Genomic DNA, 14,456 nt, shown 5'->3' on the forward strand with positions numbered 1-14,456 from the left:
TACCGACATGTGATTGCAGGACACTCTTGGTGCAAGGGACAAGGGCCGGTCGGAAGCCTCTCCGACCGGCCCTTACTCTTGCCCGTGCTTCATCGCTCTCTCCCCAACCGGCAGTCTCGATGCGTTATCCACAGTTTTCCCATTTGACCGGGAAATCGTCGGCCCCCAATGTCGGAACCCCTCGGCAGAATCGAAGGTATGAAAGCCTTCGACGAGTCCGAGCCGCCGCGGTACCGCGAGCGCCTCGCCACGCTTGTCGACGGCCTGGTGGATCGGCGGCGCCAGATCGCGAAACTCCAGGCTGAAGAGGCGGAGCTGCTCCGAGACGCCCAGTGCCTCGCCCTCGAGCGCCTGGACGAGCCGAGCGCGTTCCCCGACCGCTCCGGCGACATTCCGCTCCGCTCGATCGCCGCCGAGATCGGCGCCGCGACGATCCAGTCCGACCGCACCGTGCAGACGCACATGAGCGATGCCGCCATCCTCGTCGAGCGCTTCCCGGCGACGCTGGCGGCGCTCAGCGCCGGACAGATCAGCCGCGCGCACGCCTCCGTCATCACCGACGCTGGCCTCGCCATCGCCGACGACGACGCGCGCGCCGCGTACGAAGTCGCCGTCCTCCCCCTCGCCGCGACCGAGACCGCGGGTCGCCTGCGCCCTGCCGCGCGTCGGCTCGCCGATCAGTTCCAGCCGCTCTCACTCGACGAGCGCCACCGCGCCGCACGTCGTGACCGGCGCCTGTGGACGACCGCGCTCGACGACGGCATGGCAGAGCTCGGTCTCATCGCACCCGCCGACCTCATCCACGGCATCTACGACCGGGCGACGCAGTTTGCCACGTCGATCCTCGACGCCGAGCGGCACCCCGACACCGGCGACCAGCTGAACGGGCTCGAAGCCGACCCCCTGCCCGACCGGCGGAGCCTCGACCAGCTCCGCGCCGATGTCGCGTGCGACCTCCTGCTCACGGGGCAGCCGGCCACCGCCGCACAAGGGAGCGCGTCGCCCGTCCGCGCCCGCATCCAGGTCACCATCCCGGTCCGCTCCCTCATCGTCGAGGACGACGAGCCGGCATACCTCGCCGGCTACGGCCCGATCGACGCCGCGACCGCGCGGTGTCTTGCCGCTGACGCGCCCGGCTGGGATCGGCTGTTCATCGACCCCGACACCAGCGCACTCCAGCTCGTCGACCGCTACCGACCGACCGCGGCTCAACGGCGCATGCTGAAAGCACGCGACGAACACTGCCGATTCCCCGGATGCCGGCAACCCACCGACCGCTGCGACATCGATCACACGATCGCCCGCGCACACGACGGACCCACCACGGTGTGCAACCTCGGCTGCTTCTGCCGACGACATCACATGCTCAAACACCACTCCGCGTGGCGGGTCCGCCAGCGACCGGACGGCGTCCTCGAATGGACCAGCCCCCTCGGCCGTGTCTACGAAGACCGTCCCGCGCGCACGCTCACCTTCGCACCGGCGCCGTTCTGACGGCGGCGGGAGACAATGAACGCATGCCCGACAACGCGCTCTCCGTCACCCTGAACGACACCCCCGACCTGCCGAGTGCCGTGCTGCAGGCGCTGTACCGCATCACCGGGCGCTCCTCGGGAGAACTGCGCCGCAGCATCCTGGCCGGAGAGCCCGTCTACACGGCGGCCCTCTTCGGCAACGACCACATCGACGTCGTCCCGCGACTCGAGAAGACGATCGCCTACCTCGACGAGCTGGGACTGTCGTTCATCCTCCACGCGCACCTCGACGGCGAGCGCGACGAGGTGTCGCGGGAGACGCTGCGGAGCATCCTGGAGGGCACCGGGGGCCACGCCCTCTGAGCACAGGCTCGGGACGTTTCATCTCGTCGCTGCGCTCCTCGCTCAACGACCCAGGGGGCCTCAGACCCCGCCGCCACCGCCACCGCCACCGCCGCCACCGGCCGACCCGCCGCCCGAAGACCCGCCCGTCGACGACGACGATGACGCCGCCGCCGACAGCGACCCGATCCCCGACGAGAACGACGACGCGTCGAACGCGCCCGTGCCGTAATACCAGTACGGGCCGGTCGCGCCGACCGCGGTGTAGAGCACCGCGAGCTGCCGCGACCACTCCTTCTCCTGCCCGAAGACCACCGCGTACGGCAGCAGCTTCTCGTACAGCGCGAGCTTCTGCCGCGGGTCGTCGACGTCCACCGGCACCCGTTCCGCTCCCGACGGCGACTGCAGCATGCGGATGCGGTCGGCTTCGGCCCACGCGATGAACTCCTTCAGCCCGAGCAGATGATCGCGCGTCTCCGCACCCCGCGCGGTCAAGGGCTTCCGCGAACACATCCCGATCACCACGATCGCCACCACGACGGACAGCACCATCACAATGAGCGGCACCACAGCGTTCGTGCCCGCGCCGATCGCGACGAATCCGAGCGCCACCGCCGCCGCGGCGGCCACGACGGCGATCGTGATCGGCCACACCCGCACCGCTGCCGGCACGGGACGCCGCAGCCCGCGCGTCTGCAGCTCGGTCGCCGCCGCCGCGAGAATCCCCTGTGCCACCTTCGACAGCCGCGTGTCCTGCGTGCCGAAGGTGTACTGCTCCCCCGGCACACCCTTCGGGAAGAGTCCGTCGAGCAGCATCCGCCCGTCACCGTCGGCCCGGGAGGCGTCCACGAGCTCCGCCGTGAGCTTCGCCTTGCCCCACATTCCCTTCTTCCCCTCGATGATCCGGATCGAGCCGGCGACCGCCTGCTCCAGCACCTCCGCGGGGATCGCCTTCGTCGCGTGGCCGAGCAGCACCGCACTCTCCAGCGCGTCGATCGCCCGTGGCGGCTCGTACTCCGCGATGATCGTCGGCCGTCCCGGCTCGTCGGCCAGCTGCCGCCGCCGTGCCCGAACCGCGACGACGCCGGCCCCCACCGCTCCCAGACCGGCGAGCGCCTGCATCCATCCGAACGGCGAGGCGAAGTATCCGGTGTCGAACAGCGCGAACGTGTCCGGCGCGAACCCCACCGCCATCGTGAGGGTCTGGTACGGCTGGAGGCCGGTCGCGAGCGCGGTGATGACGGTGGTGCCGTCGGCATCCTGGGTCTGGGTGATCGACGCGCACGGGTCGGTGGCATCCTGTGCACCCTGATAGCACGCCATCCGCCCGGTCAGCTGCGCGGCGAGATCGGGAGCGAGGTGCAGGCGCGCGGTCACCGTTCCGAACGGCTGCGCCCAGCCGACGCCGTTGACATCCCAAGAGAACTCCAGGCCGGTGTCGGGGAAGTTCCACATCACGTTCTCGAGCGTGTACGCGATGACGAAGGTCTGCGGCCCGTGCAGGTAGTCGTCGGCGCGGGAGACCACCGAGAACTCGCCGTCGACGTCCTCGACCTCCGCGGGCCGCGGCGCGCCCTCGCCGTCGGTCACCGACACGAGCTCGGGCCGCAGCGGCTGACCCTTGTAGGTGTCGGGGATCGCCCGACGGATGCCGCGGTTCTGATCGGTCTCGGGGAACACCGCGACGATCCGCTCGACGACCTCGAGCCGGCTCGTGCCGTCATCGGCACGGGTGAGCGTGTAGTCGGCCGTCATCGATTCGAACGTGAAGTCGTCGACGTCAACCGAGACGACGGATGCCGCGGCCGGCACGAGGACCGAGCCTGCGGCCGGCACGGTGACGACGGATGCCGCGGCCGGCGCCCCCGCGAGGAGCACCAGCATCAGCCCGAATACGATCGCCGCCCCGATTCGCTCCCGCCTCATGCTCTTCACCCTAGGTGTGCGCCCGGCCGGGTGTCGCCCGTCGCGCCGGTCCGGATCGCCGCGACAGCGGGGCTACAGTGGCATCCATGACCGATCGCCGCCTCGCCATCGCCGCGTGGGAGAGCCTCTTCCGCGCGCAGCACGAGGTCCTCCACGAGATCAGCGGGGACTTCCGCGAGGACGACCTCACGCAGGCGGAGTACGACGTGCTCCTGACGGTCAGCCGTGGCGACGACCACGCCGCGCGCCTGCGCGATGTGACCGCCAACATGCTCATCAGCCAGCCGAGCGTCTCGCGCCTGGTGGATCGGATGGTCGCGCGCGGGCTTATCAGCAAGTGTCCCGACCCGCAGGACGGTCGTGGCGCGATCGTCCGCGCGACGGAGGACGGGCTGGCCGCCTTCCGCCGGGTCGCGACGGCCCACGGCCGCTCGATCGCGGAGCGGATGTCGGTGCTCACCGACGACGAACTCGCCCAGCTGCGGGCGCTGACGAGCAAGCTCCGCGGCGCCGACGACGCCGGAACCCCGTAACGAGGCCGCCGCCGGTCACCACCGGTTGCGGACGTCCTCGGCGAAGCCCTCGACGCTCTCGAACGCGATGACCTCGGCATCCGTCCGGAACGTGCCCGCCCACGTGCCGAAGCACTGGTCGGTGCGCGACGCGACGACGCCCAGGTTCATCGCCGAACGTTTGTCGTAGAACGGCGTGAAGGTGGCGTCGAGACCCCCGCCGGCGACCTGCCAGGGGCGCAGCGGATCGCCGAGGTCGTACGTCCACTGCACGGGCTCCGAGATCTTGTGCAGCACTCCGGCGACGACGACCCCGTTCTCGGTGGCGCCGGTGCCGTCGGTCCAGCGCCCGCCGACCTGGATCCCGATCGTCCGGCCGTCGGCGAGCACGCCCGATCCGGCGCCCCAGTTCCACGCGATGTCGTACGGCCAGCGTCCGCGCCCGTGGTCCAGCACCGCCCACGATCCGGCGGGGACCTCGTGGCGGATGCCGTCCAGCGTGAGAGTGCCGGATGCCGGCAGCGCGACGTCCTTCACGGTGTACTGGAACAGCCGCGGCGACCACGGCACGACCACCGCGAGGCAGTCGTGGTCGGCGGGGCGGGCCACAGTGATGTCGAACGCCGCCCCGGGGATCTCCGCGTGCAGACGCCACACCTGCCCGCCGTCGGCGGGGGTGACGGTCACGGCGAGGTCCTTCGCGCGGGCGATCGCGATGCCGCCGGCCAGGGTGCCGGGAAGCGCCACGTCGCGCACCGGGATCACCGTCGCGCTGCGCCCCCACGTCTGCGCGGTCGCCCGGTCGAAGATCCACACCTCGTGCACCGCGGCATAGTCCAGCGACGACACCGTCAGCGCGACGATGTGCGCGGGCGTCATGACGTTCCAGTACTCCCAGCGCTTGTTGCGCCCCCAGCCGTGCCGTCCCCCGATGCCCGATGTGTCGACCAGCGGCGAGCGCGCGAAGCCGATGGATGCCGGGTTGAGCCGACCGCTGGGCAGGGTGAGCGAGACCGGAGTGGTCAGCTCGGTCTCGTGCGGTGCGGCGGGCTGCGTGCCCGCCGGCCGCGGGCTGGGCGCAGCGGAGGGGTCGGTCATCGGCATCCTTGCTGACGGTCCGTGACGGGGAGTGCTGGTGCGCCGATTCTATCCGTCAGCTAGGCGGATGCCGAGGCGGTCTCCGTTTCCTGCTGCGGGAACAGCACCCGCAGCGAGAACCACCGGTCGTCGGCGCTCACCGACACGGTGCCGTTGTACGCCAGCGCCGCCGTCTCGATGTTGCGCAGCCCGTACCCGTGACCGCGCTCGCGCTGCCGCGTGACGATGCGGTCGCCATCGCGCAGCACGACGCCATCGAAGGTGTTCTCCACGCGCACCATCGTGAAGTCGTCGTGGGCGAAGACCGGGCGCGCGTGGAAGGGTCCTGCTCGCAGCGGATCGCGTCGAGGTGGTGCTTCATGTCGTGATGCTTGCGGTTGACCTCGTCGATCGAGCGTCGCGTGATCTCGTACTGGTCGTGCTGACTGCGCAGCAGCTGCGACATCGCCTCGGCATCCCGCCGCGCGACGGCCTCGTTGTGCACGCGCAACTGGACGTGCAGCGCGATGAACCCGGAGAGGTCGACGAGCGTGCGGATGTAGAGGATCTCCGCGCCGAACCGGCCGCTGAAGGGCGTGTCGATGCTCACGAAGCTGAGGTTGGAGATGCCGAAGGTGGCGACCGCGATCGCGACGGAGCCCACCAGTTGCGCGCCGCCGACGTCGAACCGCTCCTGCCGGGAGAACTGCCGGTGCTCGCCCAGCGCCACGACGCCGAAGATGAGCCCGTAGACCACGAGTGCACCCATCGGCTGGAGGTATGGGTCGAGCTGCTGCGAGTAGAACCGGTCGATCTGCCACAGCCCCGACGCGGCGAGCTCGGCGAGCACGAACGCGCGCGCCGCGATGAAGCCGGACCCGCGTGCCGTCGCGTCGATGCCGGCGTGGATCAGCGCGAACATCGTCGCCGCCGCGACGAGCATGCCGGGGATCCACCACCCGATGGACAGCGTGCCGGCCCACAGCTGCACGGCCAGCAGCGCCGCGAGCCCCAGCGCGGCGATGAGCGCGGTCGGCGCGGCGCCGAACCGCCGGCGCGAGATCGCGATGTACACGACGCACGCGCCCCACTCGGCGATTGCGGTGAGGTAGCGGGGAATCTCGGCGAGGACGGGGCCTTCGACGTCGTTCACGCCGTGATGCCGCGCGAGCCGATGTGCTCCGCCAGCGCCGCGAGGAACTCGCGCTTGCGGGGCCGGCTGATCGGCAGACGCCCACCGCCGCGAATGCGGCAGTCGCTGCCCTCGATGGTGGACGGGTCCCGCACACACGAGAACCGCCCCGAGTCCGGGTGGACTCGGGGCGGTTCTCCGGTGGCTTTCGCCGGGGTAGCTCTCGGCTGCGCCGGCGGCTCACTGCTCGACGGGCCGCGGCTCCTGGGCGCTCTCGTGGGCCTGGATGGTCGGGGCACCGGCATCCGCCACCACCTGCACCTTGCGGGGCTTGGCCTTCTCGCTCACCGGGATCGTGACCGTCAGCACGCCGTTGCTGTAGGTCGCGGCGATGCCGTCGGTGTCGATGCCCTGCCCGAGGTTCAGCTGGCGGAGGAAGCTCGCGGTCTCACGCTCGCGCGTGATCCACTTGACGCCCTCGCCCTCGCTGAGGGTGCGCTCGGCGCGGATCGTCAGCAGCTGGCCGTCCACGTCGATGTCGACCGAGCCCGGGTCGATGCCCGGCAGGTCGGCGCTGAGCACGTAGTGGTCGCCGTCGCGGTAGAGGTCCATCGGCATGCGGCGCGGGCCGCGGCGCGTGTCGAAGAGGCTCGACGCGAGGCGGTCGAGGTCACGGAACGGGTCATACGTGGCCATTTTTCTCTCCTTTATCTCTGTCTGGTCTGAAGTTGAGCCTTGTCGACTCAAGTAGCTTCAGATTAGCACTCTCGGGGCGAGAGTGCCAACCGTTCGCGGGCGGCGAACGGGGGTGTGGCGGGGGTAATTTCGGGTTCGGGGCGGGGCGATTTCAGGTGGCGCTTATCGCGGAAATCGCGGGGGTGTTTCCGCGGCACGCGTCACCTGAACCACGCACCGGTCTCTCCCCAATCACCCGATTCGCGGAGTCATCCACAGAACGACCGATCCAGCGCCCACGCGCGGCCGCAACGCGCCAAGGTGGCAGGATGCCGCGCCCACCCGCACCCCTCCCCGCCGGCCTCGGCGACGTGTTCCTCGCCGGCCAGCGGCGGCCCGCCGGAGCGACAGAGGGCCGACTGCGCGCCGCGGATCTCGAGCGCCCGTTCCGCGGCGTGCGCGCCCGACGACTCGATGCCCCGCAGGGCGAAGCTCCGCGGGTCGGGGCTACGCGGGGCGAGGCGTCGCGGGGCGAGGGACCGGGCTCTTCCACGATGCCCCCTGACGACATCGCCCGCGCAGAGATCCTCGCTCGCGCCCGCGCGCACAGCTTGATCCTCCCCGACCACGCGTTCTACATCGGAACGACGGCGCTCGCCGCCCTCGACCTCCCCTTCCTCGATGCCCTCGCCGCCGCTGCCGATGACCTTCAGGTCGCGGTGTTCGCGCCGCACCGGGCGCTGCGGCGCCCCGGCATCCGATCGGTGAAGGTCCAGCCGGGACTTGCGTTCACCACGATCGCGTCCGGTCTGCGCGTGGCCACGCCCGCAACAACCTGGGCATTGCTCGGCCGTGACCTCGACGTGCGCGACCTCGTGAAACTCGGCGACGCGATCGCGCGCATCCCTCGCGACGACCGCGGCCGACGGCGCCCGGAGCTGCAGCTGGCGACGCCCGCGCAACTCCGCGCGGCGATCGAGGCCGGGCGGCGCCAGGGCGCCGAGAGACTGCGGACGGCGCTGCCGCGCATCACGGAGCACAGCATGTCGCTGCTCGAAACCGACTGGCGCGAGAACCTGCGGGACTCCGACCTGCCCGACCCGGTGCTCGACCACGAAGTGCGCAACCACCGCGGCATCCTTCTCGGTATCACCGACGGAGCCTTTCCGGAGTATCGCGTGGCCGTCGAGATCGAGGGCGATCACCACCGCGTCACGCGCCGACAGTGGGACCGCGACATCGACAAACAGGCCGCCTACGCGACGGTGGACTGGGAGCTCGTCCGGCTCACCGCCAGGCACATCCGGCCGAGCCGGGGGCGCGATATCGCCCTCGTGCGTCAGGCGCTGATCCGACGCGGGTGGCGCCCCTGACGCGGTTTCAGCGGATGGCACCCCTGACAAGGTTTCAGCGGATGCCGCTCCTGACGCGGTTCAGGTGGCGCTCGCCGCGGAAATCACGGGCGCATTCCCGCGGCACGCGCCACCTGAACAGGCGCACGCCGCATCCCGCGGGCCGCGCCGAGTCAGCACTCCACGACGTTGACCGCGAGACCGCCCTCGCTGGTCTCCTTGTACTTCGTGGACATGTCGATCCCGGTCTGACGCATCGTCTCGACCACCGCGTCGAGCGGCACGTAGTGGCTGCCGTCGCCCCGCAGTGCGAGCCGCGCGGCGGTGACCGCGGTCGAGGCCGCGATCGCGTTGCGCTCGATGCAGGGGATCTGCACCAGCCCGCCGACGGGGTCGCACGTGAGGCCCAGGTGGTGCTCCATCGCGATCTCGGCGGCGTTCTCGATCTGCCGGTTGGTGCCGCCCATGACGGCCGTGAGTCCGCCCGCCGCCATCGCGCAGGCCGACCCGACCTCGGCCTGGCAGCCGCCTTCGGCCCCCGAGATCGATGCGTTCGCCTTGAACAGCGACCCGAGCGCCGTCGCCGTCAGCAGGAACCGGCGGATGCCGCGGCGACGATTCGCCTCTGCGACGGATGCCGCGGCCAGGGCGTCCTGGCCGTCGTCCGCGCTCCGCGCGTGCATGCCGAGCAGCGCCGAGCCCACCAGCTCGCCGTACGGCGTGACGGCGTTCTCGGCGCCGAGGCCGGAGTCGGCGAGGAAGCGCCACCAGTACATCGCGACGGCGGGCAGGATGCCGGCGGCGCCGTTGGTCGGCGCGGTCACGACGCGACCACCCGCGGCGTTCTCCTCGTTGACGGCGAGCGCGAACGCCCCCAGCCACTCCCCCGGCAGCTCACGTCCGCCGCCGGCCGAGGCCGCGTCGAGCTGCGCGCGGATCGCGCCGGCCCGCCGCTTCACCTTCAGCATCCCGGGGAGCACGCCGTCGGCGTGAAGGCCCGCGTCGACGCAGGCGGCCATCGCGTCCCAGATCGCGTCGAGCCCGACGGCGACCTCGACCTCTGGGCGCAGCGCCTCCTCGTTGCACCGCGCGACCTCCGCGATCGTGAGGCCGTGCTCGTCGCACACGTCGAGCAGCTGCGCCGCCGTGGCGAAGGGGAACGGGGCGGATGCCGCGGCCACCGCCGCGTCCTCGCCCTCCCGCCGGATGAAGCCGCCGCCGATCGAGTAGTACGTCTCCTCGACGAGCACCCCGCCCGCCGCATCGAGCGCGCGCAGCGTCATCGCGTTGGGGTGCCCCGGCAGGCGCGTGCGCGGGGCGAAGGTGATGTCGTCCCGGGCGAACGGCACCGGGATGCGGCCGTCGAGCAGCAGGGCGTCGCCATCGTTCCAGGTCGTCCACGCGGCGCGCACGTCGGCGGGATCCACCGTCTCGGGTTCGTGGCCCTGCAGGCCGGCGACGACGGCATCCGGCGTGCCGTGCCCGATGCCGGTCGCGCCGAGCGACCCGTACAGCGTGCACTCCAGCCGCGCGATCGCGCCGGCAGCGCCGCCAGCCGTGGCAGCGCCGCCCGCAGCATCGGCCGCGCGGCGCGCGAAGTCGCGGGCCGCCCGCAGCGGGCCGACCGTGTGGGAGCTCGAGGGTCCTACGCCGATGGAGAACAGCTCGAACGCCGAGACGTAGGCGCTCATCCTTCGAGCCTACGCCGCGGTCGCCGCCACAGCGCCGGGTCGGCGCCCCGCGTAGGCTGAGTGGATCGGAAGGAGCACGATGACCGCGCTGTCGACGCCGAATGCCGATCGCACCGCCGCGCTGGAGGCCGCCGAGGCGGCCGGTCGGGTCGACGAGGCGTTTCTCGCCCGCTTCGACGTGCAGTTCGCCCGCCTGCACGCGCTGTTCACGCAGTTGTACGGCGACCGTCCCGACGGCAACGAGCAGCTCGCCGCCACGGTGGCCGCGGCGTCCGCCTCGTGGAACGCGCGGCCTCTCGACCTCAAGGTCCGCGACGGTCAGCGCGCCGCCGACCCGGAATGGTTCCAGTCCGAGCGGATGCTGGGCGGTGTCTGCTACGTCGACCGGTACGCCGGAAACCTCGCCGGCATCCGCGATCAGATCCCGTACTTCCGCGAGCTGGGGCTCACCTATCTGCACCTCATGCCGCTGTTCGACGCCCCAGACGGGGACAACGACGGCGGTTACGCGGTGTCGAGCTACCGGCGGGTCAATCCGAGCCTCGGGACCATGGCGCAGCTCGCGGAGCTCGCCGCTGAGCTGCGACTCGCGGGCATCTCGCTGGTGCTCGACTTCATCTTCAACCACACCAGCAGCGAGCACGAGTGGGCGCAGAAGGCGGTCGCGGGAGATGCGGAGTACGAGGACTTCTACCTGATCTTCCCCGATCGGCAGATGCCCGACGCCTACGAGCGGACGACGCGCGAGATCTTCCCCGATGACCACCCCGGCTCGTTCGTGCAGCTCGCGGACGGGCGCTGGATCTGGTCGACGTTCTACCACTACCAATGGGACCTCAACTACGCGAACCCCGCGGTGTTCCGCGCCATGGCCGGCGAGATGCTGTTCCTGGCGAACCAGGGCGTCGAGGTGCTGCGGATGGATGCCGTCGCCTTCATCTGGAAGCGCCTGGGCACCGCGTGCGAGTCGCTGCCGGAGGCGCACCTGCTGCTGCAGGCATTCAACGCGGTGCTCGCGATGGCCGCGCCGGGGATGATCTTCAAGTCGGAGGCGATCGTCCACCCCGACGAGGTCGTGAGCTACATCTCGCCCGACGAGTGCGAGCTGTCGTACAACCCGCTGCAGATGGCGCTGACGTGGGAGGCGCTCGCGACGCGCGACGGGCGGATGCTGCAGCAGGCGCTCGATCGCCGGCATGCGTTGCCGGCGGGCACGGCGTGGGTGAACTACGTCCGCAGCCACGACGACATCGGGTGGACGTTCGCCGACGAGGATGCCGCCGAGCTCGGCATCGACGGCTACCGCCACCGGCAGTTCCTGAACCGCTTCTACACCGGACGGCACGAGGGCTCCTTCGCGCGCGGAGTCGCGTTCCAGGAGAACCCCGCGACCGGTGACGCGCGCGTCGCGGGGACGACGGCGTCCCTCGCGGGGATCGAAGCGCAGGATGCCGGCGGCGAGGACCGCATCGTGCTCACGCACGCGCTGGCGCTGTCGACCGGAGGAGTGCCGCTGCTGTACCTGGGCGACGAGGTCGCGCAGCTGAACGACTACTCCTACGCCGACGATCCGGTGCGCCGCGGCGATTCGCGCTGGGTGCATCGCGGCAACCGGCCTCGCGACCGGTACGCGCAGCGCGACGACCCGTCGACCCCGGCCGGGCGGGTGTACCGGCGGATGACGAAGCTCATCTCGGTCAGGCAGTCCACGCCCGAGTTCGCCGGCAACGAGCTCATCCCGTTCCACACCCCGCATCCGTCGGTCGTCGGGTATCAGCGACCCGGCGCCGCCTCGCGGGTCCTCGTTCTCGCGAACGTCGGCGACACCGAGGTGTCGATCGACCCGCTGACCCTGTCGGGCTTCGAGCGCGCGGCGTTCGACCTCGTCCACACGAGCGACGTGGACCTCGACGACGGCCTCGCCCTCCCGCCGCACGGGTTCGTGTGGCTGCGGGTCACACCGGTCTGACGGCGGGTGCGGGGGCCGGGCCCGCTCGGGCCGCCGGCGAACAGCAAAGGCCCCGGCAAACCGGGGCCTTTTCACTGTCTCAACACAGTGTGCGCCCGAAGGGACTCGAACCCCTAACCTTCTGATCCGTAGTCAGATGCTCTATCCATTGAGCTACGGGCGCATGTCTTCACTCGCGCGAAGACCGAGGAACAGCCTACCTGACGGCCCGGGATCTGACGAATCGGCGGGCAGGCGGCGACGAGGGCGGCGGATTCCGAGGAGATTGCACGATTCCGAGGACGGATGCCGGGGTGCGCGTCCTCGGCATCCGTCATCTCCTCCGAATCCGACGCGGACGCGACGCACGGCGGGTGAACGGCGGGAGGCCTACTCCAGCTCGGCGGGATCGAAACGGCCGGAACCGGCGGAACCGGACGACCCGGGAGCCACCGCGGGCTCAGCGGGTTCCTCGCCGGCATCCCGCAGCCCCTGCTGGGCGGCGACGCTGCGGCGGTGCGCGCGCAGCTTCGGCAGGTCCACGAGGCGCAGTGCCTGCATGCGCGCGGTGCGCATGCGCTCGTAGTCCGGTTCGAGGTCGGGCCGGGCAGCCTCGATGCGCAGCGTGCGGTCGATGTTCTTCGCGACCTCGCTCCACGCGGCATCCCGCGCATCGACGACGAGTTTGCGCAGCTCCTCTTCGTCGTCCGCCCGGGTCCGCAGCTCGTGCGCGACGTGCAGCGACTGCTTCTGGCGGCGGCGCAGGTTGCGCGTGTCGCGACTGCGGTAGTCGTGCGTGCCGTCGGAGTCGCTGTGCCGGCGGCGGGCCGCCTTGCGCTCGGCCTCGGTGCGCGCGGCATCCGCCTCGGCTTCTTCGGCGAGCGTGAGCAGCGCGGCGCGGGCCTCATCGAGGTAACGGTCGGGGTCGAAGTCCTCCCCTTCGGCGAGGATGTGCACGAGAATCGTGTTCTTCAGGCTCAACCGCGTCGCCGCCGATGCGATGTACAAACCTTCCGCGACGACATCACGGGTCCGCACGCGTTTCTTCTTCGCAGCCACGACACCCCCTCGCGTTCGATCCTAGGGAACTGCATGGGCGAGAATCGACGGCGGGAGCGGAGAAACCGACCGCGAGAAGGGGCGAGGATGCCGAAACTCGATCTCACCGGATCCACGGTGGTCGTGACGGGTGCCGCTCACGGCATGGGCGCGGAGGTCGCGCGCCAGCTCGCCGCCCGCGGCGTCGGCGTCGCGCTCGTCGACCGCGACCGCGCCGGCCTCGAGCACACGCGCGACACCATCGGCACGCTGCCTGCCGTCGCGCGCGCGTACGCACCGCCGATCACCGTGCATACCGTCGATCTCACCGACGACGCGGCGGTCCGCCGGGTCGCGGACGAGGCGGCATCCGCCCACCCGCGCCTGGCCGGGCTCATCACGTGCGCCGGGTCGTCGATGCTCGGCAGCATCGATCAGCTGACGATGGCCGAGATGCGCTGGCTCATGGACGTGAACCTCTGGGGCACCGTGAACATCACGCAGGCGCTGCTCCCGGCGCTGCGCCGCTCCCCCGCCGCGCACATCACCCACCTCGTCTCCATCTACGGCCTCGCCGCTCCCGCCGGGCGCATCCCGTACGCGATGAGCAAGTACGCCGTGCGCGGCTTCACCGAGGCGCTGCGCCACGAGCTGGAGGGCTCGAGCGTGTCGGTCGGCGCCGTGTACCCCGCGGGGGTCAAGACGGGCATCATCCTGCGCGGCCGCTACGCCGCGGCGATCGACCCGGCCGTCGCCGACCGCGCCGCCGCGGCGCAGGCGGCGATGTACCACACCGAGCCGGCGGATGCCGCGGCGAAGATCGTCGACGCCACGATCCGCCGCCGCGCCCGCACGATGATCGGTCGCGAGGCGCGCGTGGTCGACGTGCTCACGCGGCTCACGCCGGTGCACTACTGGGCCGCGATGCGCAGGCCGCTCCGCGACGCGATCGACACGACGACGCCGGCCTCCTGAGGCACACCCCGCCGTCCGGCTAGCACCGGCGGGCGACGGTGACAACCCCCTCCCCCGCGAGGGTCGGCATCCGTAGCGTGGCGAGCGTACCTGGATGAAAGGAGTCGAACCCATGGGTTTCATCGATGACGCGAAGGATGTCGCGGAGACGGCAGCCCGCAAGATCAAGGACGGGTTCGAGGACACCGTCGACCGCGTTCACGACAAGGTCGACGAGGTCAAGGCCGACGCGGAGGTCAAGAAGGCCGAAGCCGAGCGCGACTCCGTCGAGCGCCGCAACGAGGTCAAGGAAGAGATCCGCGGCGACCACTGA

At 71.1% G+C, this 14,456-nt stretch carries 14 protein-coding genes and 1 tRNA gene; 7 read left to right on the plus strand and 8 right to left on the minus strand.

Features of this window, described 5'->3' with window-relative positions:
• Positions 1-198 precede the first annotated feature (198 nt).
• Both ACPYN4_RS08910 and ACPYN4_RS08915 read left to right on the plus strand, forming a co-directional pair.
• Complete coding sequence (locus ACPYN4_RS08910) at positions 199-1,494, plus strand: DUF222 domain-containing protein (protein ID WP_424446169.1); 1,296 nt, start codon at positions 199-201, stop codon at positions 1,492-1,494.
• Positions 1,495-1,517: 23 nt separating this feature from the next.
• Positions 1,518-1,838 carry a hypothetical protein gene (locus tag ACPYN4_RS08915; RefSeq protein ID WP_424446170.1) on the plus strand — a complete coding sequence of 107 codons (321 nt, stop codon included), beginning with the start codon at positions 1,518-1,520 and terminating at the stop codon, positions 1,836-1,838.
• A gap of 60 nt (positions 1,839-1,898) precedes the next feature.
• Here the strand turns inward: ACPYN4_RS08915 and ACPYN4_RS08920 are convergent, their stop codons facing one another.
• Positions 1,899-3,743 carry a DUF2207 family protein gene (locus ACPYN4_RS08920; RefSeq protein WP_424446171.1) on the minus strand — a complete coding sequence of 615 codons (1,845 nt, stop codon included), beginning with the start codon at positions 3,741-3,743 and terminating at the stop codon, positions 1,899-1,901.
• Between the two features lie 86 nt (positions 3,744-3,829).
• Between ACPYN4_RS08920 and ACPYN4_RS08925 the strand changes: the two genes are divergently transcribed.
• On the plus strand, positions 3,830-4,276 hold the full coding sequence (locus ACPYN4_RS08925) for a MarR family winged helix-turn-helix transcriptional regulator (protein WP_312677967.1): 447 nt from the start codon (positions 3,830-3,832) through the stop codon (positions 4,274-4,276).
• A 15-nt stretch (positions 4,277-4,291) separates the two neighbouring features.
• On the opposite strand, the gene ACPYN4_RS08930 is transcribed toward ACPYN4_RS08925, so the two are convergent.
• From ACPYN4_RS08930 to ACPYN4_RS08945, 4 genes are all read right to left on the minus strand, one after another.
• Positions 4,292-5,353 (minus strand): DUF2804 domain-containing protein, encoded by a 1,062-nt coding sequence (locus tag ACPYN4_RS08930; protein WP_424446172.1) that lies wholly within the window; start codon positions 5,351-5,353, stop codon positions 4,292-4,294.
• A 59-nt stretch (positions 5,354-5,412) separates the two neighbouring features.
• Positions 5,413-5,634: a GHKL domain-containing protein gene (locus ACPYN4_RS08935; protein WP_424446173.1), complete on the minus strand. Its 222-nt coding sequence runs from the start codon at positions 5,632-5,634 to the stop codon at positions 5,413-5,415.
• Between the two features lie 847 nt (positions 5,635-6,481).
• Complete coding sequence (locus ACPYN4_RS08940) at positions 6,482-6,619, minus strand: hypothetical protein (RefSeq protein ID WP_287272276.1); 138 nt, start codon at positions 6,617-6,619, stop codon at positions 6,482-6,484.
• An 85-nt stretch (positions 6,620-6,704) separates the two neighbouring features.
• Positions 6,705-7,160 (minus strand): Hsp20/alpha crystallin family protein, encoded by a 456-nt coding sequence (locus tag ACPYN4_RS08945; protein ID WP_287272274.1) that lies wholly within the window; start codon positions 7,158-7,160, stop codon positions 6,705-6,707.
• A gap of 308 nt (positions 7,161-7,468) precedes the next feature.
• Between ACPYN4_RS08945 and ACPYN4_RS08950 the strand changes: the two genes are divergently transcribed.
• On the plus strand, positions 7,469-8,512 hold the full coding sequence (locus ACPYN4_RS08950; RefSeq protein ID WP_315549914.1) for a hypothetical protein: 1,044 nt from the start codon (positions 7,469-7,471) through the stop codon (positions 8,510-8,512).
• A gap of 152 nt (positions 8,513-8,664) precedes the next feature.
• On the opposite strand, the gene ACPYN4_RS08955 is transcribed toward ACPYN4_RS08950, so the two are convergent.
• Entirely contained in the window at positions 8,665-10,182 is a 1,518-nt protein-coding gene (locus ACPYN4_RS08955; RefSeq protein WP_424446174.1) for an L-serine ammonia-lyase, iron-sulfur-dependent, subunit alpha, read from the minus strand.
• 79 nt (positions 10,183-10,261) lie between these two features.
• Here ACPYN4_RS08955 and ACPYN4_RS08960 point away from each other — a divergent pair, with 79 nt between their 5' ends.
• Positions 10,262-12,151 (plus strand): amylosucrase, encoded by a 1,890-nt coding sequence (locus tag ACPYN4_RS08960; RefSeq protein ID WP_424446175.1) that lies wholly within the window; start codon positions 10,262-10,264, stop codon positions 12,149-12,151.
• A gap of 90 nt (positions 12,152-12,241) precedes the next feature.
• Here the strand turns inward: ACPYN4_RS08960 and ACPYN4_RS08965 are convergent.
• Together ACPYN4_RS08965 and ACPYN4_RS08970 are read right to left on the minus strand one after the other, a co-directional pair.
• A tRNA-Arg gene (locus ACPYN4_RS08965) sits at positions 12,242-12,314 on the minus strand.
• Between the two features lie 206 nt (positions 12,315-12,520).
• On the minus strand, positions 12,521-13,189 hold the full coding sequence (locus ACPYN4_RS08970; protein WP_424446176.1) for an asparagine synthase: 669 nt from the start codon (positions 13,187-13,189) through the stop codon (positions 12,521-12,523).
• Positions 13,190-13,276: 87 nt separating this feature from the next.
• On the opposite strand from ACPYN4_RS08970, the gene ACPYN4_RS08975 reads away from it, so the two are divergent.
• Complete coding sequence (locus ACPYN4_RS08975) at positions 13,277-14,143, plus strand: SDR family NAD(P)-dependent oxidoreductase (protein WP_424446177.1); 867 nt, start codon at positions 13,277-13,279, stop codon at positions 14,141-14,143.
• Between the two features lie 112 nt (positions 14,144-14,255).
• Positions 14,256-14,456 carry a hypothetical protein gene (locus ACPYN4_RS08980; protein WP_281652110.1) on the plus strand — a complete coding sequence of 67 codons (201 nt, stop codon included), beginning with the start codon at positions 14,256-14,258 and terminating at the stop codon, positions 14,454-14,456.

This window comes from Microbacterium sp. CH-015 (genome assembly GCF_049707015.1).
GTDB lineage: Bacteria > Actinomycetota > Actinomycetes > Actinomycetales > Microbacteriaceae > Microbacterium > Microbacterium aurum.